This window comes from Pokkaliibacter plantistimulans (assembly GCF_003194385.1).
In the GTDB taxonomy this organism is placed as follows: Bacteria; Pseudomonadota; Gammaproteobacteria; order Pseudomonadales; family Balneatricaceae; genus Pokkaliibacter; species Pokkaliibacter plantistimulans.
In genome coordinates this window covers 18250-43045 of record NZ_LAPT01000106.1, presented here as the reverse complement: position 1 = coordinate 43045, position 24796 = coordinate 18250, and the positions used below count along the sequence as shown (strand labels likewise).

The following is a 24796-nucleotide window of genomic DNA, read 5'->3' as shown; positions in this document are numbered from 1 at the left end:
GCCGGAGTGAGGGCATCACTCCGGCTTTGTTTGCTTCTGGCAGCGCTGTGCGATCTGTCGTTAAGGCTTAACAGGCTGTTGAAAAACGTGATCGAGACAGCCGAGACAAGGAAATACCCCGAGGGCACAAGAAACAGGCGAAAAAGCGGAGTTTAGTGGACTAAATGAGCATTTGACTCGCTTTGCTCGCCCTTCGGGGCCGTGCTAAAGCACGTTCAGCCTTCGGCTGTGAGCCTGCTTTTGACGCGGTATTCGGCAACGCAGATAGATTTTCAACGACCTATTAAGAGTGTCATCACGATCTTGCCAGCCGCGGCCATGCAAGGCGAAACGGACTGCGGAGCGAAGTTCAGTGATTCTGAATGAGCATCCGTGGACCTTTTCAACAGGGTGGCTGACGCATGGCAGATCGTGATCACGCCCGATATGCCCTAGAGGGATTACAAGAGGACTCCTCCATGACTGAACAGGTTTATGCCTGCATTGATGGTTCAGTATCCACGCGCACCGTCTGCGACTACGCAGCCTGGGCCAGCCAGCGCCTGTCGACGTCATTGACCCTGCTGCATGTACTGGACAAGGAAAGCTACCCCGTCGCTGCGGACTACAGCGGCAATATCGGCCTCGGTAGCCAGGAGCAATTGCTGAAGCAACTGGCCGCCCTGGATGAGGAACGCGCAAAACTGGCTATCCAGCACGGCCTGCACATGCTGGAAGCGGCCAGGGAGCGGGTGAAAAGCGATGGCGTCGCCAACGCTGGCTGCATGCAGCGTCACGGTGATCTGGTTGACTGCATCGTCGAACAGCAAGGTGACATGCGTGTGCTGGTGATGGGCAAGCAGGGAGCAGGCGAGACCCACCCGGGCAGGCAGGTAGGCACTCATCTGGAAAGCGTCATTCGCACCCTGCACCGCCCCATTCTGGTCAGCACGGGGACATTCAAGGCTCCAGAACGTGTGCTGTTTGCCTTTGATGGCAGTCAAACCAGCCGCAAGGGTATCGAGCGTCTGGTCAGCAGCCCGCTGCTGACGGGGTTGCAGATCGACATCCTGTTGGTCGGCGCCGATACCGTCGAGCACAAGGAGCAGGTGAAATGGGCTGCCAACACCCTGACGGCAGCAGGCTTCAACGTGCCCAATACCGCCATTCGGGCAGGTGAAGTGGATGAGGTCATCCAGCATTATTGCCAGCAGGAAAAGATGGATCTTCTGGTAATGGGTGCTTACGGCCACAGCCGCATCCGGCAATTTCTGGTGGGCAGTACCACCACCAGCATGATCACCAAATCCACCATTCCGCTACTGATACTGCGCTAAAGTGCAAAGGGATCGCTTGTGCGATCCCTTTTTCTTGCAAGAATACACTCAGAGCGTGAATGCGCTCTTATACCGCAGCGGTCGCCATTTCAGGCAGACATGCCACCAGCTTCTGCCGCAACGCAACGACCTCTCCCACGATGAGCAGTGCAGGTGACTGGCAACCGTGCTGCCGGATGGTGGACTCCAGTTGCGCCAGGGTGGTTTCCCATACTTTCTGATCCGGCTGACTGCCCCGCTCGACGATAGCCACCGGCAAATCCGACGCCGCCCCTTCTGACATCAACTTGGCAGCAATAGCCCCCGCCTGAGCCAGCCCCATATAAAACACCAGTGTCTGACTTGGCTGATACCACTGGCTGAGGTCCAGCCCTTCTTTGCCTTCCTGCAGGTGTCCGGTGATAAAGCGACAAGACTGGGCTATGCCGCGATAGGTCAGGGGAATACTGGTGCTGGCGGCACAGCCTGCAGCGGCAGTAATACCCGGCAGCACCTTGCAGGGCACGCCCGCTTCCAGCAGGTGCATGAGTTCTTCACCACCCCGCCCAAACACGAAGGGGTCGCCGCCTTTCAGACGCAATACACGCAGTCCGCGTTCCGCCAGCTCAATCAGTTTGGTCTCGATCTGGGCCTGCGGCACGCTGTGATGACCAGCACTTTTACCCACGTAATAGCGCTCGGTGGTGACCGGCACTTCGGCAAGAATCGCATCACTGACCAAGCGGTCATAGACAATCACATCGGCCACTTTCAGCGCAGCATAGGCACCCATCGACAGCATCGACAGGTCTCCCGGCCCTGCGCCCACCAACCAGACATGACCGGGCAGAAAATCCAGGGTTAAATGAGAGGCGAACTGCCCGCCATTAACCAAGTCACGGCCGCTAACGTCACGACTGGAAGAGAGAAACGCCTGCAGTTGCTGCCATCCCTGCATCAGGCTGGTGGTGACACGAGAAGTCAGGGTACGTGGGATAGACATCATGCAGCCTCCTCGGCCTGTGCCTGAGCGGCACGAACCATGCGTTTCAGTTCAGGAATACAGGAACCACAGTTGGTTCCACATTTGAGCTTGCTCCCCAGCGCTTCCACGCTGTTGCAGCCGGCATTCAGGGCTGTCTGGATAGCACCTGCATCCACCTGAAAGCAGCTGCACACCAGCGGCCCCTGATGCGGCCCCTGCTCCAGCACCCGCCCCAACAGCAGAGTGCGGCGCACAGAAGCATCAGGTTGCTGATTTAACTGTTCAGCCAGGAAGGACGTATCGATCTGCGGCAACTGCTGGTTACTGACGAAAAGCAGCGTGGTCAGCCGACCGTCACGGAACCACGCCAGCCGCCATTCAGCTCCGGCTGCGCCGTTCAGCGCCATACTCGCCTGCCCGTAACGCTCACAAAGCGCATCGGCCAGTGCGGTCAGGGGTTCACGCGAGGCCACTCGCCACATCCAGCCGTTACTCAACGGCATCCGGGTCCAATACGGCAGACCCGCCATCTCCACCTCTTCCGTCGCCAGCAACACGCCCTGCCACTGCTGGTCAAAACGCTGCAGACGCACTTGCGTCAGCTTGAATTCAGGCTGACCGGAAAAAGGATCCAGTCGTGCGGCTACCAGAGTATCGACCCGGGCCTGCGCACTGAATACGCCATTCCAGTGCATGGGAATAAACACCTGCCCTGGTTGCTGACCACCGTCTTCACGAATGCGCACGATTACGCTGCCATCACGACTGGCGACTTCTGCCAGATCCCCTTCCTGCAACTTCAGACGCTTAAGATCCTGCGGATGGACTGCCACAAAAGGTTCGGCGCGATGCTGCAGTAAACGCGGTACGTAGCCGGTGCGGGTCATGGTGTGCCATTGATCACGAATGCGGCCGGTATTCAGCAGCAGTGGATAGTGATCTGGCACACCTTTGCGTTGCTCTCCGCCCTCAACACAGAGCAGCCGGGCGCGCCCGTTGACCGTGTAGAACTGACCATTGCCAAACAACCGCTGCATGCCGCGTGGATGGCGCTGACTCAACGGCCACTGCACTGGCTGAAGCTGGTCATATTCGGTACGACTGATGTTTTCCAGCAGAGAAATATCAAAAGCCCGCTGGCCATCGTTTTCAAAGCCGGACAATGCCGCATGCTCGCGGAAAATATCCACCGGATGCTGATAGTCAAAAGCCTCTGCAAACCCCATCCGGCGTGCGACTTCCGTGATGATCCACCAGTCATTGCGAGCGGCACCGGGGCCGGGAATCAGACCCCGCTGACGGGAAATGCAGCGCTCTGAATTGGTCACCGTGCCATCTTTCTCGGCCCAGCTGGTGGCAGGCAGACGAATATGTGCCAGACGCAAGGTGTCATTGTCCTGAACGGCATCAGACACGATCACCAGCGGACACTTAGCCAGCGCCGCTTTGACCCGGTCCGCCTGCGGCAGGCTGACCACCGGATTGGTGGCCATAATCCAGATCGCCTTAATCTGCCCCTGCTCCACCGCCTCGAACAACTCGACCGCCTTGAGACCGGGCTGTCTGGCCATCTGTGCTGCCTGCCAGAAACGACCGACGCGGTCCACATCATCGCTGGCAAAGTCCATATGCGCCGCCAGCTGATTGGCCAGTCCACCGACTTCGCGTCCTCCCATGGCATTGGGTTGCCCCGTGACCGAGAATGGCGCCGCACCGGGTTTACCGATACGTCCTGTCAGCAAGTGGCTGTTGATGATGGCGTTCACCTTGTCGGTGCCCTGACTGGACTGATTCACACCCTGAGAAAACAGCGTCAGGGTGCGGGGGTGATGCTCTACCCAGGCAAAGAACTGCTGCAGCACATCCATTGCCAGCCCGGTTCTAACTGCCACGCTGGCTAACTCGTACTGCGGGTGATGCAAATGCCCCTGAAGTTCAGTAAAGCCATCCACCGATTGGGCGACGAACGCTGCATCAATACATCCACGCTCCAGCAGATGGCGGCATAAACCGTTGTATAGCCAGACATCACTGCCCGGAGCAATGGCAAGGTGCAGATCGGCCAGCTCAGCCGTGTCAGTGTGGCGTGGATCAATCACCACCACCCTGGTGCCTTTCGCCTCTTTGGCAGCCGAAAGCCGCTGAAACAGAATGGGATGGGCCCAGGCAAGGTTAGAGCCGACAATGACCACCAGATCAGCCAGCTCAATATCTTCATAACAGGCAGGCACGGCATCGGCGCCAAAAGCACGTTTATGCCCCACCACCGCAGATGCCATGCACAACCGGGAGTTGGTATCGACATTGGCCGAGCCGATGAAGCCTTTCATCAGCTTGTTGGCCACATAATAGTCTTCGGTAAGCAGCTGCCCTGACAGATAGAAGGCCACCGAATCAGGTCCGTACTGTGCAATGGTCTGCTGCAAGCCGGTCGCAACAGCCTCCAGTGCCTGCTCCCAGAGCACGGCCTGAGCACCAATCTGAGGCTGCAACATGCGATGAGACGTAGTCAGTGTTTCTGCCAGCGCCGAGCCTTTGACACACAGCCGCCCAAGATTGGCAGGGTGCCTTGCATCCCCCTTGACTGACTGCAGATGCGCCCCCAGCAGGCTGGCCTCCACTCCGCAGCCAACGCCGCAATAGGGACAGGTTGTTGTAGCCGTCTGTACAGCGCGCTCTGTCAGTTGACTGCTCATCTGGCCTCCTCTTTCCACTGCTCACAAAAATTGCAGGCAAAAAAAAGGCGCCTCCCCACCGAAGTGGATGAGACGCCATTGTCAACATGCCCTAATCTGGGAGAGCTTCCAAATTTGGAAGCTTGCCCTGCACAATTACTAATGCAGAGGCTGTGCCAACTTTCACCAATACCAGCGCACGTATCACCTTTTTATTAAAAAATGATGTCCAATTGCACCGCAGTGCACAAGAAATCAGCTTTATTGCACGACGCGGATTGCTCTTACGCGGTGAATAGTCACACACGATGCCATCGACAGGGGCATTTCCCTCTCAAGACAACAGCCGGCCACGTAAAGGCGCACCAGAAATCTGCCAGATCGCATCATGCCGCGTCATTGTGGTGCGCAGGTGGTCTGAGATGCCCTTACATAGTGATGAAAGCATCTAGGTTGCATTGCTTCAAAACGCGGTTTCGGTAACACTGTGGCCTCTTGACAGGAGCGATACATGGATCTGAACGAACTACTGATTTTCATCAAGGTCGTCGAGCTCCAGAGCTTTACCACCGCTGGCAAAAGCCTGGGTCTGCAGAAATCGACGATCAGCCGCAAAATCGCACAACTGGAAGAACGACTGGGTGTGCGCCTCCTGAACCGAACTACCCGTAAACTGAGCCTGACTGACGTGGGGCAAGCCCACTACCAGCGTTGCCGCGAAATTCTTCGTGAGCTGGAAGAAGCCGAGCTGGCCGTTACCCGTAGCCAGTCCGAGCCATCAGGTATCCTGCGCGTGGCCATGCCGACCGAACTGGGCCAGCTGATTATGGGTCGCTTCATGGGGGAGTTTATCCAGCGCTATCCTAAAATTCAGATCCAGGCTGAACTCAGCTCCCGCTTAGTGGATATCGTCGGTGAAGGTTTTGATCTGGCGATTCGTGTCAATCGTATGGAAGACTCATCACTGGTATGCCGTCGCCTGCTTAACAGCCCACTGCGCCTCTACGCCAGCGCAGGTTATCTGGAATCTCACGGCACACCAGCGCACCCTACCGATCTGCACTCGCATAAGCTCATGGTGATTGAAAAAGACTCCCAGCTGCAACAGACCTGGGCATTCAAACATGAAGATGAAGAAGTGCACATCACTGCCCGCGCCGTACTGAGTGCCAACAGCATGACCTGCTGCCGTGAAGCGATGCTGACCGGCCTGGGTATTGCCCGTCTGCCCATGGCCTATATGAAGGAACAAGTCCAAAGTGGTGCAGCCATCCCCTTGCTGACCGAGTGGGAAATTGAGCCCGCCACCATCTGGGCGGTTTACTCCTCGCGCCGCCTGATGCCTACCAAGCTGCGTATTTTCCTTGATGAGCTGGTCACCTTCCTGGAAAACAACAAGACGGAACACTTTGCGGCCAGTGCCCTGATGGGTATTCACAGTAATTGAGGCTCAGTCCATTTCGCTTGCGATCTTCCTGAACATGCAGACAAGATCGCAAGTGCTTCCCGATGGCCAACCTAATGAGAAATCACAGCTAGCAAGCACTTCACCTCATACCCAACCACTTACCTTCTAGCGTCCCTCTTGATGGCAACTATCCAAACCAAGGCATTCTAGCCAGGCTCTATATTCACCCTACTGTGATTGGCCAACAGCATGGCAAGAACAGCGAGAGCAAGCTATAACTCAGTTTGTATCGCGGCCTTTCGTATAAACCGCCGCCCTCCACAACAACGAAAAACCGTAGGTCTAAGATCGCTCACCATGGACAGGAGAGAGGTTAATGCCGGAGCTCGCAACAAGCGATCCGATTCGACTACCTTGCTGGAACTGAAATCATGCTGATACCGACGCTTCGATGGCTGTTTACCTGCACTATCCTACTGCTCCTCCAGCTGTCAACGGCACAGGCGGATGATGCCGAATTCATGACGGCCGATGAACTCTTCCAACGCAATCCCGAGCAACAAGCGCTCAGCCAGACACTGGTAGACAGAGTAAAAAATACAGCCACCAGCAACCACGCAGCCTGGAAAGATCACTCCCCACTGAAAGTGGCAATTATCTACCCTGGGGCACAGGTGTCAGACTACTGGCGGCGTAACATCCAGGCATTCAAAGCCCGGCTGGACGAGCTAGGCATCCGTTATGATCTGACCGTGTCCTCTACCTCTCCCGGCAAGGATGAAAGCAAGGCAGCTGAGGACTTCAGTTCAGTACTGGCGCAAAAGCCGGACTACATCATCACCACCTTGGACAGCCCGGCACAGAAACGTATGATTGAGTACGTACTGGTGACAGGGCTGTCAAAAATCATCCTGCAGAATATCACCACGCCTGTACGCACCTGGGAAAGCCGCCCGCCATTACTCTACGTGGGCTTCGATCATGTCACAGGCACCCGCCTGCTGGCTGACTACTTCAAACAGAAGTTCAATAGCAACGCCAGCTATGGTCTGTTGTACTGGACGCCTGGCGTAGTAAGCAAAGATCGCGGAGACAGTTTTATCAGCATGATGGAAGCCACCGGCAGGATGAAATTGCTGCAGTCGTACTATACCGATGCCAATCGGGAATCCGCTCGCAAAGCCACGGAATCGCTGTTGCAGTCCTCTGACGCCATCAACTTCATCTACGCCTGTACGACCGACCTGGCACTGGGTGCAGCAGATGCTGTCAGTGCGAGCAATCGCAAGGCAGACATCCTGATCAATGGTTGGGGAGGCGGCGCTTCTGAACTGGAAGCCATTCAGAAAGGTCAGCTTGATGTCACCGTCATGCGCATGAATGACGATACCGGTGTGGCCATGGCGGAAGCCATCGCTATGGATCTCGCGAACCAGCCAGTTCCCCGGATTTACTCGGGAGAGTTCCGACTGGTGACACGTGACACCCCAGCAGATGAGTTAAAGGCTTATGAGAATTACGCTTTCAGGTATTCCGGCGCGCCCTGATGAAGCATAGAAGCGTTTCGCTGTTTACCGCAGTCCTGTTCTGGGTGTTGACCGCGTTCACCCTGACCGTCTCGGTTTTGCTGTACACCACCTACTCCAATGCGGTCGATGCCCTGAAAATAGAGCAGGAAAATACGCTCTCGCATACCCGCTCAAGCGCCCAGCTCTACTTCGATCATTTGCTGAGCCTGCAGGCTCAGCATGTCGGATTAGCCATCACCAATCCCGACTTGCTCAACCAGCTGGTGCAGCCTGATCCATCGAAGCAAAAAATAGATCTTGAAGCGCAGCTCAATATGATGGGCGACAGCCGACCTGATTTTGCTTTGTTGACGGAAGGCTCCCGCCAGATTTGGGAAGATACCGGCAGCATCTTCTATCATCTTGGCAGTCATCTGGGCGAACTGCGTCAACAGGCCAGACTGAACGCCTGGCAGTTAGTCAAACTACCTGCCCCCTTCGGCAATCTGCCCCTGGTGATTCTGGTCAGTAAACAGCAACTGATCGAGCACCAGTCCGGCCGAGTACTGGGTGAGCTCATACACGGTCTGGTTCTGAGCAACAACGTGACGCTGAGCAAGCAAATTCAGGCAGCCACTAAGGCCGAAGCCTTACGTCTTGACTATCTGGGCACCGCCTTATCGGCCTCAAGCAGTGATCAGGGGTTTCTGGATCAACTGGCCGAGCAACCCAACTCAGTGCTGTTTTCGGCTAATCATCGCTTTACCGGTCAGTGCAGCCCGCTGCAACTCAACCTGATGCCATCCAATGTCGATCTCTGTGTGGTCACGCGCTCCGATACCGTGTCATCGTTGAGCCAGCGTTTTACTGAAAGCGCTCTAAAGCTGCTGGCACTGGTGCTTGCCGTCTCTACACTGCTGACAGTCATGGTCTACCGCAGCAGCATCCGCCCTCTGCGCAAACTGGTACAGTACGCACAGGATCAGGTTCAGCATGCTGATCTGGTGCCGCTGCCGACGAGTATGGTGCGAGAGTACAATCAGGTGGCCAGCAGCCTGCGGGAAGTGGTCAATGAATTGAGGCAGAAGGAATCGTCGCTGCGCGATCTGTTTGAGTCTGCGTTCTCGCCTATTCTGGTCTGGCACCCGGACGGCACCCTGCTGCAATACAACGAAGCTGCTGCCCAGCTGCTGCAGACCACCACTTCTTCACGCTACCCGCTGATCTACGACTTTTTCCCCCGCCAGGTCCATGAAGCCTTGCGGCAGACCTGCAGTGGTACGGCAGCAGAAGGTCTGGAAGTCATGCATGACAATGGTCGCCTGTGGCTGTGGAACCTGACACCAGTAATGATCGACGGCCAGTCAACTGCAGCGATCGCACAGGGGCTGGATATCACCCTGCGTAAAGAAGCAGAAAACGAGATGCGACGCGCCAAAGAAGCGGCAGAACAGGCTAACCGTGCCAAGTCTGACTTTCTCGCCGTTATCAGCCATGAAATTCGCACCCCCATGAATGGTGTGATCGGCAACGTCCAACTACTGCAAGACACTGCGCTGGACAGTGAGCAGCAAGACTATGTCACTACGATCCATCACTGTGCAGACAGTCTGTTGAGCCTGCTCAATGATGTGCTGGATTTCTCCAAGATCGAGTCCAACGCCCTGGAACTGGAAAATCATCAGTTTGAGTTACCGGCTCATCTGGAGGAAACCGTCAGTCTGTTTGCCTTCGCCGCCAGCGATAAGGGGCTGGAGCTGATATGCAGCCTTGATGAAAGTCTGCCCGCTCAGATTATCGGAGACTCCACCCGTCTGCGGCAGATACTGATCAACCTCATCGGCAATGCCGTGAAGTTCACTGATCACGGGGAGGTGTTGTTAAAAGCCAATGCCAGCCACATCGACGACCAGCACGTTGCGCTCGATATCAGCATTCAGGACACCGGTATTGGTATCAGCAAGGACGCGATGCAGCGTCTGTTTGAGCCGTTTTCCCAGGCAGATGCATCGACCACCCGCCGTTTCGGCGGTACCGGCCTTGGGCTGAGTATCTGTAAGCGACTGGTGGAGCGTATGAGCGGCTATATCCGTGTCGACAGCACACCGGGCAAAGGCTCCACTTTTGGCTTTCGCATCATCATGGATCGCGCCCCCGATGCTGCGACAGCCATCCAGCCCGACATGAGCCAGGTCAGCGGACAACAGGTGCTGATTGTTGATGACAACACTACCAATCTCAATCTGCTGCAGCGATTCTGTCACTCATGGGGGCTGATCACTACCGTCGCCAGCAGCCCCAAACAAGCACTTGACCACTTAGCTGCCTACCCTCAGTTCGACCTGATCCTGCTCGACTACCTGATGCCAGAAATGGATGGCGTACTGCTGGCTCAGGAGATCCGTCAGCGCGGTATTTCAACACCTATGATATTGCTCAGTTCTGCGGTCAGACCGATTACAGAAGAAACCCGCCACCTGTTCGCTACCTGTCACAACAAGCCGGTGCGACGCAATCTGTTGCAAACAAGCATCTATCACAGCCTGACAGCCAACGCTGGGGTTGCCACTCAACCTGCCCCGCAATCAGCACGCAGCAAAACCGGGCACGAAGCTGAAAGCGGCCTCGCTCGTCTTGACGTACTGGTGGCAGAAGACAACCTGGTGAATCAGAAGCTGGTCAAAAATGTACTGGAAAAACTCGGTTGCCAGGTAACGGTAGTAGGCAATGGACAAGCGGCGCTGGAGCAATGCACCCAGCATCGCTTCGATATGATTTTCATGGATATGCAGATGCCGATCATGGATGGTCTGCTCGCCACAGAACACATCAGACAGCTACGCACCTTCAGCAGAACCGTCATAATTGCGCTGACAGCCAATGCAGCGCAGGAAGATCGGCAGCGATGCCTGGATGCAGGAATGAACGACTTCATCTCCAAGCCATTCCGCCTCGAAGATATCCGCATCATTCTGCAACGCTGGCAACACCAGCTTCCAGAACGTCATTTGCAAGACAGCAACACGCTCTGACAACGTGCGTCATCACAGTGCATTCGGGCACTACAGATACGCACCAACAAGGCGTATAGCAGCTGTTTCTGATCAAAAACGGCGCAGACAATGCTTTGTATCCCTCTGACAAAGCACTAAAATGGCCGACCTTTGCAACAGACAACAAAACCGAATTCAGCTAAGGACAGTGACTTGCTCAGCTTCCAGCAACAAGCCCAGCTGCTTGCTCAGCTTCAAACCCCGGTGTGGATCTACGATACGCTCAACTATCGTATTGCCTGGGCTAATGAAGCAGGCTTGCAACTGTGGGACAGTCCCCATTTGCAGGAGCTGAGCAGCCGGGATTTCCGTCTGGATATGTCGCGGGCGGTATATTTGACGCTATGTCAGTATCTGGAAGAGTTCAGACAAGGCGAACGTCTGCTGAAATGGTGGACGCTCACTCCGCACGGTAAGCCAAAGCGGGTGCTTTGCCAGTTTTCCGGCATCGTCATGGAGGACGGCCATATGGCCATGCTCTGTGAAGCTCCCTATCAGGAGCAAGCCAGCCCTGCTCCTGCCAGAAGCGCTAGCCAGTCCACCATGGTTGCGCTATTCGGGCCAGAGCAGCAACTGATCAGTTCCAACCCGATTTTTAATCAGACCTTTCGTTATCAGATCAGCCAGCTGCGAGACCTTCTGGAAGAGGATGCAGAATGCCGTTTTGTACTGAATCAGCTACAAAACCATCCAGTACAGATCAACGAAAGAGTACTGTCCACCGCGATCGGCAAACGCTGGCACCGGCTCGAATTTCGCTATCTCGATAATTATCGCAGCCAGCTGCTGCTGCAGGCCGAAGATATCCATGAACAAAAGGTGCAGGAAGCACTGGCACACCGTGACAGTCTTACTGGCCTGCTCAGCCAGCCAGATTTTTTTGCCATTTCTACCCGGCAGATCGCCAGCCACGCCCAGCTGGCCCTGTGGCGCTGCCAGAACTGGTCTGCCTGGCAACAATCCGTCGGTCTGTCTCGTAGCTTGCGAACCATCAAGCTGCTGGCAGACTCACTGCAGCAGTACCTGCCTGCCCTTAGCCCCTGTACTTATCTGGGCAAAGGCGACTTTTTGGCTGTCGTCACCCCCTCCACTGACCGGCGCTATGATGCTCAACTGCTGGCTCAGGCCTGGATTCCCGTTCGTGACCATTTAGATAGTCCCTTGCGCTGCCCGGACTACCAATGTCATCTAATTCCACTGGCTGAGCATCAGTTCGATCTGGCCCGTGCTTTCGATTTACTGCACCAGAACTGATCGACTGGGCTGGAACTCACCACTCCGCGGGACGAATACCAGGCTGTCAGGATGAAGGCACTCTTTACCCATTTTCTGACTACTGGCCATATATCAAATGCTTACAGCTTTACTCTGATGTTCTGTCTGCTACATTTTCACTTGCTGGAGACATACCAAAATCAAGTTCGTCAGGCTGAATGGGACACGCCTTAGACCGACAGAACCAGCACAATGCCGTTAGCCACACAACGGCGCGAGCAGATGCAGGCAAGGCATCACCGATCCCCGACTCAAGCCGAATCGTCATGATGAAGTCTGGCCGGGGAGATCAACACCGGTGCAGCCACCTGATTATGCTCAAAAAGGCATCTGAGACAGACAGGCCAGATAACGTTAACCACGGTGTTGAACATGTACACAATCTCGCGAGCTAGAGCCAAGCAAGGCGAAAAAGCTGAGGAAACGGCATTCACTAGTAAATGAGTGAGTGAACCTGAATGAACATTCCGAAAGTCTTTTCAACGCTGTGTGGTCGACGCGCAGCAGATCGTGAGCACGTTCTCAGTACCCGGCTACCAAAGCACTCGCTTTGTACCCGGCACATACCGTAATGCTCTCCTGGACTGTTACCAATAATACTTATAACTAGAGGTATCCCATGTCGCTCAACGTCATCCAACGTATTGCTGGAGGCTTTGGCCTACTGTTGCTGCTGCTGCTGGGTATAGGCTCAACCGGCTTTGTCAGCACTCAGACCATCAATCAGAAACTCCACCTCATCACGGATGAAACTACGCCACTAAGCAATGGTGCCTATCGCCAGAATATTCAGCTGTTGCTGGCCAACAAGGCGTTACAGTATTTCCTCGCCAGTGAAGACCCGCAGCGCCTGGAACAGGAAAAAGACCACTTTACCAACGCCATAGCCAGTTACGAGAGCACCAGTGCCCAGCTGCACGACTATCTGGTTGATGCTCCGGAGATGGAAGCACTGTTGTCCCAGTCTCATAATGCGGTCAGCCAGTATGTGACTATTGCCCAGCAGCTGATGGCATTACATGAACAGAACATTGAGCAGTCCAGCAAAGTACGAGCCCAGCATCAGCAGATGAAGCGTCAGGATGAGAGCCTGAATAACTTCTTACGCAACTACGCCATTCGCACCGAGCGTACTTACGGCGCCAACGGGCCACAGATTCAATCCAATAATCTGCTGCGTGAAGTCAACAAGATCTCTACCCAGTTTGACCGCTACGATGTCACTCGCGACATTAAGAGCCTGACAGAAGGTATTCAGGGGCTGGTGGAAGCCATCCAGAAGCGTGAGCAGGAGTTCCAGAGTGTCGATAATGCGCAGGCACTCAAGGTGCAGATTCTGATCAAGCAAGCCATCTATAACCTGTCTGACGCCAATGGTCTGTATCAGTTATATGTCACGCAAGACAGCCTCAAACATCAGATTCAGGATGCTATCAGTCAGGCAGAGCAGACTATCCAGACCACGCTGGATACGCTGGATCAGTTTGCCAGCCAGGCAGTGAATGCCTCTACCGCGGCGACCACTGCTGCTGATCGCACTATCGATACCAGCAGCACCATCCTGATCAGTGTCTGCATTATTGCTATCGCTTCTGCACTGTTCATCGGCTGGTGGGTAGCCATGAGCATCCGTCGGCCTCTCAATGCCTTCCGCCAGACGTTGACCAGAATTACACAGGGGGATTTGCGCGTGCGCTTCGATGCCAGACGCAAGGATGAATTTGGCGAGCTGGGCCAAAGCCTCAATGAGCTAACCGGCACCCTGCAACAAACCCTGGGAGAATTACTCAGCTCGGCAGACAGGCTGGCCGATACGGCAGAAGGCAATGCACGGATCAGCGAACAGACCACATCAGCCGTCCATGACCAGCAGATGCAACTGACGTCCGCCGCGTCGTCGATGACAGAGATGGAAAGTACCGTCCACGACGTGGCCAATCGGGCCCAGGAAACTATGGATGCGGTTGATAACAGCAGCCGCCTGGCCAGTCAGGCACGCGACAGCGTCAACGACACCATCAGCAGCATTCGTTCTCAGGCAGCACAAATCAATCACGCCAGTACCGTTACCGATGAGCTAAAAACCTACAGCGCCAATATCGACAGCATCCTCAGTGCCATTCGCAATATTGCCGAACAGACCAACCTGCTGGCGCTGAATGCTGCCATTGAGGCTGCCCGCGCTGGCGAACAGGGCCGGGGCTTTGCGGTCGTTGCCGATGAAGTACGCACCCTGGCCAGCCGCACCCAGCAATCAACAGGGGAAATCCAGAATATGATCGAGCAGATGCAAAGTCGCATCAGTGAAGTAGTCAAGGTCATGGGTACCAGTCAGAGCCAGTCAGAATCCTGCGTCAGTGTTGCCGCCTCTGCGGGGCAGGCACTTGAACAGATGAATGCTTCCATCGAACGTATTCGTGATATGAACATCCTCATCGCCAGTGCGACCGAGCAGCAAAGTGCCACAGCGCAGGAGATCAGCCAGAATGTCAGTAAGATCAGCAATGCCGCAGAGCAAACGGCCGATGGTGCTCGCTCCACTGCCGATAGCAGTCACCACCTGCTGGATATGGCACGGCATCAACGCCAGCTGCTGCAACGTTTCAGCGTCTGACAGCGTAGCCGCCGCCCTGCAAGAGCTGCAGTGAGGCAAAAGCAGCCCTTCACGGCAGCGGGTAAACCACTGGCGAATTATTTCTCTGCGTGCCAGTGGCCAGACAGGTCACTGGCCCTCCGGTATCGCTGCAGCTAGTCAGATATCCTGCCAAGCCACTCTTCTTAAGACATGGCATAACTCCTGCTTGGCTTAATCGAAAAAGTCGGCGCTATAGCGGCGATCTGTGGCAGACAAATGGTAGTTTTGCAGCAGAATGATCATTACTTGAGCGTTAGTATGAATACGTCGACTTTACGAAGGAACTAACCTTCCACAACTCTCAACCCAACTACTCACCACGGCCCGTAGCAGCTTCAAAGGGGTAACGATGAGCTTGAATGTCAGTCAACGCATTATTCTGGGCTTCGCCCTGCTTCTACTGCTTCTTGCAGGTATAGGCCTGACCGGCTTCAACAGTTCTGGGGCCATCAACAGCAAACTGCGCTCCGTTACTGCAGAAACCACACCGCTGTTAAAGAGCAGCTATGAGCAGAATCTACACATTCTGTCCGCACAAAATGCTTTGCAGTACTTCCTGCGCAGCACACTGCCTGAACGTATGGATGCCCAACGTCAGGCCTTCCAGCAGGAAATCGACGCCTTCAATAGTGAACAGCAGGCGTTACAGGAGCATCTCCCCAGTGACTCAGGTATACGCGATCAGCTACAACAAGCCAGAAACAAGGCTGAAGAATACGCCAAGCTCGCGACTACGCTGCAGGACCGGCATCAGCAACAGCTAGCGGTGGAAGAAAAACTGCGCACCGAAAAACAGCAGATTGACCGCAAAGAATCCAGTTTGAGCAACATTCTGCGTAACTATGCCCTGCAAAGTGAGCGGCAGTTCGGCCCCAGCGGTCCACAGATTCAATCCAACGCCCTCTTGCAGGAGCTGACGCGCACCTCCACCTTCTTTGCCCGTTATGAAACCAGTCTCGACATCGCAGAGCTGAGCAAAAGTCTGGAAGGCCAGGACAAGAACATCAATGACCGCTTTACTGACTTCGAACAGGCCGACGCTAAACAGGCTGCTAAGATCAAGGTTCTGGTCAATCAGATCGTGAACAGCATCACCTCCGATACCGGCCTGTTCGCTCTCTATCGCCAGCAAGATCAGCTCAATAAAGATATTCGTAGCGCTCTGGAAACCGCCGACACCCAGCTGACAGAAACCCTGTCTACCCTGCGTGAGCTGATCAATCAGGCCGATCAGGCATCCCTGCAGGCCACCAAGGCTGCAGATGACACTATCGTGGCCAGCCGTAGCATCATTAGCGCGGTCAGCGCCATTGCGCTGGTGGTCGCCATTCTGGTCGGCTGGTGGGTCGTCAGCAGCATCCGCCGCCCTCTCGCAGAGTTCAGCACTATTCTGGGCAAAGTCACCGAGGGTGACCTGCGGCCGCGCTTCGATACCAATCGCAAGGATGAGTTCGGCAAGCTGGGCGAACGCCTCAATGGCCTGACGTCCACCCTGCAACAGCTGATTTTGGAGATGACATCGGAAGCGTCACGACTGGCGGAGATGGCAGAGCAGAATGCACAGATCAGTGACCAGAGCATGTCAGCCGTCAATCAGCAGAAACTGCAGCTGACCTCCACTGCCACGGCAATGACCGAGATGGAAAGTACCGTCAACAGTGTGGCCGAACAAGCACAGTACACACTGGTGTCTGTGGATAATGCCGGGCAACTGACCGACAAGGTCAAGGACAGCGTCAATCAGACCCTGACCAGCATAAATGCTCAGGTGCAGCAGATGATTCAGGCCTCCAAAGTCACGCAGGAGCTGAACAAGTACAGCCAGAGCATCGGCAGCATTCTCGATGCCATTGGCAATATTGCCGGGCAAACCAACCTGCTGGCGCTCAATGCAGCCATCGAAGCAGCACGAGCTGGCGAGCAGGGTCGTGGCTTCGCAGTAGTAGCCGATGAGGTCCGCACACTGGCCAGCCGTACGCAGGCCTCCACCGGTGAAATTCAGCAGATGATCGAGCAAATGCGCGGCAGCATTACCGATGTGGTCAAGGTGATGGAAAGCAGTCAGCGCCAGACAGATGAATGCGCATCGGCCGCCAATACAGCGAGACAGACACTGGAAGAGATGTATCAGGCCATCGCGACTATCCGTGACCTCAATTTGCAGATTGCCAGTGCCACCGAACAGCAGAGCAGTACCACGCAGGACATCAGCCATAACGTTCTCAGTATCAGTGAAGCGGCTGAACAAACCGCCTCTGGCGCTGGCCGGACGGCACAGAGCAGCCAGCAAATGCTGGAACTGGCGCGCAATCAGCGTCAGTTACTGCAGCGTTTCACTGCCTGATACAAGCCAATAGCCGATCAGGACACAGCCAGACAACCTGTGTTGTCTGGCTGTGTTTTTTCTGCTGACTATCGACTGACGCAAGCAAGACCTGCACTGACCCTTTAGCGCCACACTACACGAACAGCTTGCGACTATCGGCTTTCTTGTCCTGCCGCAACTGAATCCATACAGCACCGGCCTTTACTGGCATCACACTCTTGCATCGTCAACGTGAACGCCTTATAAAATCTGCCAGACCCGCTGCACCATGCTGCCTGTTCCAGAAAGCCAGCGGTGCCGTCCTGAAGACTGCGACCTTAATAAAAATCCAGGCATTGAAACTTCAGGATCCGAATAAAAAGCCGGGTGGAGCGGCCACCCGCTTTCGCGTCAATCACCGAGGTAACCATGTTCGAAAAACAAGATTTTCTCCCCCTGTGCGATCAAATTGATGAGCAGCTGGGTAACCGTTGGGTGATTACTGATCGGCGCAAAGAAGCTGTTATTTTTGAAAGCCCGGATGATGCCCACTTTGAATTACAGTTGCTGCCCGACTATGAACACCAGAACCGTTGGAAAATTCAGTTCATGCCCATTCTGGCCGGCCATTTACCTGACAACCCCCGCCTGAAGCAGGCGATCAAGCGCATGGCCCATGACTTGTCTCCAGAGCGCACCCCCGAAGCCCTGGCGCGCAGCATTGATGCATTACTGATTGACTGCCGCAAAATGATCCAGGCTTTCGCACCAGAGAACAAAAGTCACTTTGTGATGGATGTGGTGCATCACAAAGATGGCCTGATGAGCATGTATATCGAGAACATTCCTGAGCCCATTGGTAAGGAAATCAACAACCTGCTGACTGACTGGCAGAACTCGAACTGATGCCCTCCCCTGCCTCCTGCGACCGCAGCGAGGCAGACTCTCCCCTCTCCCCGATGCGGTGCTGCTGTGTCTACCTTCTCAGCGCGTACTTGTGCTGGCTGAAAACGCCGCTTTGCTTTCCATAAACGTCTATTTCCTGCGCAAGCGCTGGCTATAACTCAATCCAGCTTATTTTCATTATTGATTAATTGAATATTAAACTTAAATCAGGTGATTGATATTTCTGCTATTTTTTACCATCAGGCTTAATTCAATCCGATGATTAAAAGAAGTAACCGCAATTACCAGATTGCTGTTTACCAGGCAAATAGTTGCAAATAAAACTGGATTTCATATCAAAATATTCGCAGTGCCTGATTAGACTTTGGACGTAGAGCCAGTTCAGGCTGCGGCCCTTCCGCTGACCACCATAGAATTTCAAAAATATCCTATAAAACAAAATGTTACCCGCCATAAATACAGCAAACGCAGAGCCATGGCATAGCCACAGCACCACGAAATACGCGGCATCCAGCCAGTACAGGAAGTGCGCTCAGGCTGTCATCTGCTATTCCGGTCAAGGTGATCACATTAGCTAATTCAACCAATTAACGGGTAAATAAAGGCAAATTCCACGGCTATTAGTTGCAACTCGGATGCCATTTCCTTGCGCAGCGCAACATAATTTTATACTTAGGTATAAGCGTTCCCCCCTTCCCCATATTGGCTCACTCGCTTAATCTGCTAGGGCTGCTCGCTCATTCCTATCACAGGTGATTACCGTGATTAAAAAGATACTGATAGCAAACCGAGGAGAAATAGCGGTTCGTATCGTTCGCGCCTGCCAGGAAATGGGCATTCGCGCGGTAGCGATATATTCCGAAGCTGACCGTTATTCGCTTCACGTTAAAAAAGCCAACGAGGCCTATTGCATCGGCAGTGATCCGCTGGCGGGCTATCTCAACCCTCACCATATCGTCAACCTGGCGGTGGAAACGGGTTGTGACGCATTGCACCCAGGCTATGGCTTTCTGTCTGAAAACCCCGAACTGGCGCGTATCTGCGCACAGCGTGGCATTCGCTTCATTGGCCCCGATGCAGACGTGATTCACTCCATGGGTGACAAGACCATGGCCCGCCAGAGCATGATCAATGCCGGCGTCCCCGTCACCCCCGGTAGCAATGGCAATCTGGCTGATCTGGACGACGCCATCGAGCAGGCCGCTGCCATCGGTTATCCCATCATGCTGAAAGCCACCTCCGGCGGTGGTGGTCGCGGTATCCGTCGTTGTAACAACGAACAGGAACTGCGCCAGAACTACCACCGGGTTATTTCTGAAGCGACCAAAGCCTTCGGCAGTGCAGAAGTATTTCTGGAAAAATGCATCGTCAATCCGCGTCACATCGAAGTGCAGATTCTGGCCGACAGCTTTGGCAACACTGTGCACCTGTTCGAGCGTGACTGCTCCATCCAGCGTCGTAACCAGAAGCTGATTGAGCTGGCGCCTTCGCCTCAGCTGAATGACGAACAGCGTAACTATGTCGGCAGTCTGGCCGTCAAGGCAGCCAAGGCCGTCAACTACGAAAACGCCGGTACAGTGGAGTTCCTGCTGGATGATCAGCAGAATTTCTACTTCATGGAGATGAATACCCGGGTACAGGTGGAACACACCATCACCGAGGAAATCACCGGTATCGATATCGTCAAAACCCAGATTCGCATTGCTGCGGGTGAGAAGCTGCCCTTTGTGCAGGAAGACATCCAGTACCGGGGTTTTGCTGCTCAGTTCCGTATCAATGCTGAAGATCCGAAGAATGGCTTCCTGCCCAGCTTCGGACGCATCAGCCGTTACTACTCCGCGGGTGGCCCCGGTGTACGTACCGACGCGGCCATCTACACGGGATACACCATCCCCCCTTATTACGACTCCATGTGTGCCAAGCTGGTTGTTTGGGCACTGAGCTGGGACGAACTGGTTGCCCGCTCACAACGCGCGCTGAATGACATGAGTATCTACGGCATCACCACCACGATTCCGTACTACCAGAACATTCTTCAGCATCCGGAATTCCGCGAAGGATCCTTCAATACAGGATTCGTCGAGGCCCATCCGGAGCTGATCAATTACTCAGTCAAGCGCCACCCAGAAGCCCTTGCAGCCGCCATCGCCGCTGCCATCGCCGCGCAAGCGGGTCTGTGACACACATATTCGAGGAGTAGCCAAACATGGCAAAAGTACATATCACTGACGTAGTGCTGCGCGATGGTCACCAGTCCCTGATCGCCACCCGCATGCGTACTGAAGACATGCTGCCGATCTGCGGCAAGCTGGACAAGGCCGGTTACTGGTCACTGGAAGTCTGGGGGGGTGCGACATTCGACGCCTGCGTACGCTTCCTGCGTGAAGATCCCTGGGAGCGTCTGGCCAGACTGCGTGAAGCGCTGCCTAACACCCGCCTGCAAATGTTGCTGCGTGGCCAGAACCTGCTGGGCTACCGTCATTATTCCGATGACGTGGTGCGCGCCTTCGTCAATCGCGCTGCCGCCAACGGCATGGACGTATTCCGTATTTTCGATGCCCTGAACGATGTGCGTAACCTGCGCACAGCCATTGAAGCGACCAAAGCCGCTGGCAAGCACGCTCAGGGCACCATCTGCTACACCACCAGCCCGGTGCACACTCTGGATGCCTACGTAAAGTTGGCTGATGAGCTGATCGCCATGGGCGTCGACTCCATCGCTATCAAGGATATGGCTGGTCTGCTGACCCCCAAAGCGACCGGTGATCTGGTCAAGGCACTGAAAGATCGCTTCAGCGTACCGCTGTTCCTGCACTCTCACTCCACCTCTGGCATGGCGCCGATGTGCCAGCTAAAAGCGGTGGAAGAAGGTTGTGACCACGTGGATACCGTTATTTCCTCGTTCTCCGGTGGCACCAGCCATCCGCCAACCGAGTCACTGGTTGCCTCCCTGCACGCAGCAGGATATGAAACCGGACTGGACCTCAAACTGCTGCAGGAAATCAGTCACTACTTCCGTGAAGTGCGGAAGAAGTACCACCAGTTTGAAAGTGAATACAACGATGTGGATTCGCAGGTGCTGATCAGTCAGGTACCGGGCGGCATGATGTCCAACCTGGCCAACCAGCTGAAAGAACAGGGCGCACTGGATCGTATTCAGGACGTGTTCAACGAGATCCCCCGTGTGCGTGCTGATCTGGGCTTCCCCCCGCTGGTCACTCCCACCTCGCAGATCGTTGGCACTCAGGCGGTACTTAACGTACTGACCGGCAAGCGCTACGAAAGCATCACCAACGAGGTGAAGCGCTATCTGCAGGGCTGGTACGGTCAGGCGCCAGCTCCGGTCAACGAGAAGGTGCGCACTCAGGCCATCGGCAGCGAAGAAGTGATCGATTGCCGCCCCGCCGACCTGCTGGGTGATGAGCTGGATAAGCTGCGTGAGCAGATCGGCAGTCTGGCGCTGAACGAGGAAGATGTGCTGACCTATGCCATGTTCCCTGAAGTTGCGAAAACCTATCTGCAGGAACGTGCTGACGGTACCCTGCAGCCAGAACCCCTGCTGCCGAAAAATGACACCCGTGCCGATGGCGTTGTGCCGACCGCCTTCAAGGTGACGTTGCATGGCGAGACCTATGATATTCAGGTTACCGGTGCAGGTCCTAAAGGTGAGCATGATCGCAACTTCTACCTGACCATCGATGGCATGCCGGAAGAAGTGTTCCTGGAAACTCAGGGTGAATACAGCACCGGTGGCAGTGGTGGCGGTCGCGGTAAGGCCACCAGCCAGGGTCACGTGACCACCTCCATGCCCGGTAACATCGTTGATGTGCTGGTCAAAGAGGGAGACAGCATTGAGGCAGGCGCCGCCGTGCTGGTTATCGAAGCCATGAAGATGGAAACCGAGGTCAAGGCTGCCGTATCCGGCACCGTGAAAGCGGTTTATATCAAGAAAGGCGACCGCGTCACTCCCGGAGAGATTCTGGTAGAGATTGCCTGAGCAGTGACTGCCTGAACAGCGGTCAGCGTACTGATGACACTCCCCCCCGGCCAAGGCCGGGGGTTTTGTTTTTCTACATTACAGCGCCAGTACGACAGCTCAACAGGTCCATTACCCACTGCCATCAAAGGCGTCTGTCATCCCCATAAATTTCATCTTCGCCGCGCTTACATTTTCTTTACATCATTGTCAGTATGGAGCGCGCTGCACCTCTCACGCTCACGCAGCAAGCGCTCACATGGAACAAGAGTGAATCCGATGAAAGCTTCCCTACTGACCCGCAGTGTATTCCTCAGCCTGATCCTGTTACCTCTGGCTCACGCCGACGATATCTCCAGCTCCATCGAAGAAGGTCTCGCCGCTTACAACAAGCACGACCTCAAAGCAGCCAAGCAGGCTCTCGACTACGCCTCACAGCTGATCGCCCAGCAGAGTGCCACCGCTCTCAGCGGCCTGATGCCGGAACCGCTGGCCGAATGGACAGCAGAAGAAGCCAGCACAGAGGGCACTTCCGCAATGGGACTGTTGGGAGGCGGCATCCAGGTCAGCCGCACCTACACCAACAGTGCCGGCAATACCGTGGAAATGCAGATCACTGCTGACTCCCCCCTGCTGGCACAATGGATGCCGATGCTGGCGAATCCCGCCATGGCCGCCACCATGGGCAAAGTCACCAAGATTGGCAAAACCCTGGTGCTGCAGGGCAATGATGAACAACTCACGATGATTGTCGCCAATCGCTTTATGGTCACGGTTAATGGCTCGGCCACCATGGACGAGAAGATGACCTATGCCAAGGCGCTGGATCAGGGTAAGCTCGAAGCCCTTTAACTGGCTTAGCAGGTAGTTGAAAAGCGATCTGTGTACCGGGCGCGTTGCCAGAGGCAGGCCCGGCAACCGCTTTCAGCTGCCGGCTGACAGGCCACTACAGGCATCAGGAAGACCCCATGACCCGCGCTTCAGCTGCTGCAACCTCCCCGCTTCACTGTGAACTTGATCATCTGGTCGTGACCGCCCCCAGCCTGCAGGAAGGCAGTGACTATATCGAACAGCTGTTTGGTATCCGTCCTCAGCCCGGCGGCGAGCACCCGCGGATGGGCACCCACAATACCCTGTTGCAGCTGGATAACGGCGCCTATCTGGAAGTCATCGCCTGTAACCCCGAAGCACCTCATCCCGGCTATCCGCGCTGGTTCAATATGGATGATGCGGAGCAGATGCGCTCCCCACGACTGACCACCTGGGTGTGCCGCACCTCGATAATCAATGAGCTGCTGCTTCAGTTGCCCGGCTTCTTTGACAGCGCGGAGCCCATGACCCGGGGCGACATGCGCTGGCTGTTTGCCCTGCGTCAGGATGGCACCCTGCCCTATACCGGCATGGCACCGACCCTGATTGAATGGCATACCGCACCTCATCCTGCCAGCCGTCTGGCACCGTCGGGTTGTCAGCTGCAGGCGCTGCACATCTATCATCCGCTCGCTCAGCAACTGGCAGAGCAGCTTGCCACGCTACAGTTGCCCGCATCGATTCAATGCCTTGCCCTGCCAGAAGGACAGCCCGCCTACCTTGAAGCCAGTCTGCTGACACCGCGTGGTCTGGTGTGTTTACGCTGACGTGTCTTATCTGGCTGCAGGCTGAGACGTTGCCTGCAAGTATAAAAAAAGCGGTCACCCACCTTGGCAGGTAACCGCTTTTTCTCACGCCAGCTGTCAACTCAAAGCTGACGACTGTTTCAACGCCCTGTGGCCGACACGCAGCGGGTCGTCAACCGTCCGTCAGGCCAGATACTTCTTGAACCACTCCAGCGTTCTATCCCACGCCAGCTTGGCCGCGGCTTCGTCATAACGGGGGGTGGAATCATTGTGGAAGCCATGATTGACCTTGGGATAGACATAGGCCTCGTACACCTTGCCGTCTGCCTTCAAGGCAGCCTCATAGGCAGGCCAGCCTTCGTTGATGCGGGTATCCAGCTCGGCATAGTGCAGCAGCAATGGCGCCTTGATACGCGCCACATCTTCCGCCTTGGGCTGACGACCATAGAATGGCACCGCAGCCGCCAGCTCCGGATAGGCCACTGCTGCTGCGTTGGCGACGCCGCCGCCATAGCAGAAACCAGTGATGCCCACCTTGCCGGTGCTGGACTCGTGCTTCATCAGGAACTCGATGGCGGCGAAGAAATCATTCATCAATTTGGTCGGATCAACCTGCTGTTGCAGCTCGCGGCCCTTATCGTCATTACCGGGATAGCCGCCTACCGAACTCAGCCCGTCGGGCGCCAGCGCTATATAACCGGCCTTGGCAACCCGTCGTGCAACGTCTTCGATATAGGGGTTCAGGCCACGGTTTTCATGCACCACCACCACAGCCGGCACCTTGCCTGTCAGTTTGGCTGGCATCACCAGATAACCCCGCACTTCGCCGTGGCCGTTGGGTGAGGAGTAGGTAATGTACTGCGGCAGAATATCAGGGTCGGTGAACTCCACCTGCTGCGCCAGTGCATAGTTCGGGCTCAGGGTTGCCAGCAGCGACACCGCCGTAGCGCCACCGATGGCGTACTGGGTGGCGCGGTCGAGAAACTCGCGGCGGGAAATCTTGCCGTGAGCGTAGTAGTCGTAAAGCTCCAGCAACTCCTGAGGAAAATCCTTTGCAGTAAGACGGCTCATCCGCTTCTCCTGTCATCACCTGTTGCAGGGGGCCGCCCTGCTGCGGTCACTTATGTCCAGCACGATCACCCTGCGAAGAGATTCGCAC

At 55.4% G+C, this 24796-nt stretch carries 15 protein-coding genes; 12 read left to right on the top strand and 3 right to left on the bottom strand.

Annotation, left to right across the window (positions count from 1 at the left end; translation table 11 throughout):
- Window positions 1-458 precede the first annotated feature (458 nt).
- Complete coding sequence (locus tag WH50_RS20175) at window positions 459-1316, top strand: universal stress protein (protein WP_110189071.1); 858 nt, start codon at window positions 459-461, stop codon at window positions 1314-1316.
- A 67-nt stretch (window positions 1317-1383) separates the two neighbouring features.
- Here WH50_RS20175 and cobA read toward each other — a convergent pair whose 3' ends face one another.
- Together cobA and WH50_RS20165 are read right to left on the bottom strand one after the other, a co-directional pair.
- Window positions 1384-2301 (bottom strand): uroporphyrinogen-III C-methyltransferase, encoded by a 918-nt coding sequence (cobA, locus tag WH50_RS20170; RefSeq protein WP_110189070.1) that lies wholly within the window; start codon window positions 2299-2301, stop codon window positions 1384-1386.
- Entirely contained in the window at window positions 2298-4976 is a 2679-nt protein-coding gene (locus WH50_RS20165) for a nitrate reductase (RefSeq protein ID WP_110189069.1), read from the bottom strand. Before WH50_RS20165 ends, cobA begins: the two co-directional genes overlap by 4 nt.
- Before the next feature lie 490 nt (window positions 4977-5466).
- On the opposite strand from WH50_RS20165, the gene WH50_RS20160 reads away from it, so the two are divergent.
- The 11 genes from WH50_RS20160 (at window position 5467) to WH50_RS20110 (ending at window position 23658) form a co-directional block, all read left to right on the top strand.
- On the top strand, window positions 5467-6402 hold the full coding sequence (locus WH50_RS20160) for a LysR family transcriptional regulator (RefSeq protein ID WP_110189068.1): 936 nt from the start codon (window positions 5467-5469) through the stop codon (window positions 6400-6402).
- 392 nt (window positions 6403-6794) lie between these two features.
- Window positions 6795-7910, top strand: a complete 1116-nt coding sequence (locus WH50_RS20155; protein WP_110189067.1) for a substrate-binding domain-containing protein — start codon at window positions 6795-6797, stop codon at window positions 7908-7910.
- Window positions 7910-10903 carry a response regulator gene (locus WH50_RS20150; protein WP_110189066.1) on the top strand — a complete coding sequence of 998 codons (2994 nt, stop codon included), beginning with the start codon at window positions 7910-7912 and terminating at the stop codon, window positions 10901-10903. Before WH50_RS20155 ends, WH50_RS20150 begins: the two co-directional genes overlap by 1 nt.
- A gap of 174 nt (window positions 10904-11077) precedes the next feature.
- Entirely contained in the window at window positions 11078-12178 is a 1101-nt protein-coding gene (locus WH50_RS20145) for a hypothetical protein (protein ID WP_110189065.1), read from the top strand.
- A gap of 640 nt (window positions 12179-12818) precedes the next feature.
- Window positions 12819-14813 (top strand): methyl-accepting chemotaxis protein, encoded by a 1995-nt coding sequence (locus WH50_RS20140; RefSeq protein WP_110189064.1) that lies wholly within the window; start codon window positions 12819-12821, stop codon window positions 14811-14813.
- 370 nt (window positions 14814-15183) lie between these two features.
- Window positions 15184-17178, top strand: coding sequence for a methyl-accepting chemotaxis protein (locus WH50_RS20135; protein WP_110189063.1), 1995 nt, complete (start codon window positions 15184-15186; stop codon window positions 17176-17178).
- A 348-nt stretch (window positions 17179-17526) separates the two neighbouring features.
- On the top strand, window positions 17527-18045 hold the full coding sequence (locus WH50_RS20130) for a hypothetical protein (protein WP_104152295.1): 519 nt from the start codon (window positions 17527-17529) through the stop codon (window positions 18043-18045).
- 761 nt (window positions 18046-18806) lie between these two features.
- Window positions 18807-20225 (top strand): acetyl-CoA carboxylase biotin carboxylase subunit, encoded by a 1419-nt coding sequence (locus WH50_RS20125; RefSeq protein WP_104152296.1) that lies wholly within the window; start codon window positions 18807-18809, stop codon window positions 20223-20225.
- Window positions 20226-20251: 26 nt separating this feature from the next.
- Window positions 20252-22042: a sodium-extruding oxaloacetate decarboxylase subunit alpha gene (gene oadA, locus WH50_RS20120; protein WP_110189062.1), complete on the top strand. Its 1791-nt coding sequence runs from the start codon at window positions 20252-20254 to the stop codon at window positions 22040-22042.
- A 258-nt stretch (window positions 22043-22300) separates the two neighbouring features.
- Complete coding sequence (locus WH50_RS20115) at window positions 22301-22873, top strand: hypothetical protein (RefSeq protein ID WP_110189061.1); 573 nt, start codon at window positions 22301-22303, stop codon at window positions 22871-22873.
- Between the two features lie 116 nt (window positions 22874-22989).
- Window positions 22990-23658 carry a VOC family protein gene (locus WH50_RS20110; protein WP_110189060.1) on the top strand — a complete coding sequence of 223 codons (669 nt, stop codon included), beginning with the start codon at window positions 22990-22992 and terminating at the stop codon, window positions 23656-23658.
- A 162-nt stretch (window positions 23659-23820) separates the two neighbouring features.
- On the opposite strand, the gene yghX is transcribed toward WH50_RS20110, so the two are convergent.
- The gene (gene yghX / locus WH50_RS20105) at window positions 23821-24708 is read right to left on the bottom strand and encodes a YghX family hydrolase (protein ID WP_104152300.1); all 888 of its coding nucleotides are present in this window, start codon (window positions 24706-24708) and stop codon (window positions 23821-23823) included.
- Window positions 24709-24796: the final 88 nt, after the last annotated feature.

Bases quoted from the DNA above. Each gene is read 5' to 3' on its own strand.
- WH50_RS20175 (WP_110189071.1), top strand. From the start codon at position 459: ATGACTGAACAGGTTTATGCCTGCATTGATGGTTCAGTATCCACGCGC.
- WH50_RS20155 (WP_110189067.1), top strand. From the start codon at position 6,795: ATGCTGATACCGACGCTTCGATGGCTGTTTACCTGCACTATCCTACTG.
- WH50_RS20160 (WP_110189068.1), top strand. From the start codon at position 5,467: ATGGATCTGAACGAACTACTGATTTTCATCAAGGTCGTCGAGCTCCAG.
- yghX (WP_104152300.1), bottom strand. From the start codon at position 24,708: ATGAGCCGTCTTACTGCAAAGGATTTTCCTCAGGAGTTGCTGGAGCTT.
- oadA (WP_110189062.1), top strand. From the start codon at position 20,252: ATGGCAAAAGTACATATCACTGACGTAGTGCTGCGCGATGGTCACCAG.
- WH50_RS20140 (WP_110189064.1), top strand. From the start codon at position 12,819: ATGTCGCTCAACGTCATCCAACGTATTGCTGGAGGCTTTGGCCTACTG.
- WH50_RS20135 (WP_110189063.1), top strand. From the start codon at position 15,184: ATGAGCTTGAATGTCAGTCAACGCATTATTCTGGGCTTCGCCCTGCTT.
- WH50_RS20115 (WP_110189061.1), top strand. From the start codon at position 22,301: ATGAAAGCTTCCCTACTGACCCGCAGTGTATTCCTCAGCCTGATCCTG.
- WH50_RS20165 (WP_110189069.1), bottom strand. From the start codon at position 4,976: ATGAGCAGTCAACTGACAGAGCGCGCTGTACAGACGGCTACAACAACC.
- WH50_RS20150 (WP_110189066.1), top strand. From the start codon at position 7,910: ATGAAGCATAGAAGCGTTTCGCTGTTTACCGCAGTCCTGTTCTGGGTG.
- WH50_RS20110 (WP_110189060.1), top strand. From the start codon at position 22,990: ATGACCCGCGCTTCAGCTGCTGCAACCTCCCCGCTTCACTGTGAACTT.
- cobA (WP_110189070.1), bottom strand. From the start codon at position 2,301: ATGATGTCTATCCCACGTACCCTGACTTCTCGTGTCACCACCAGCCTG.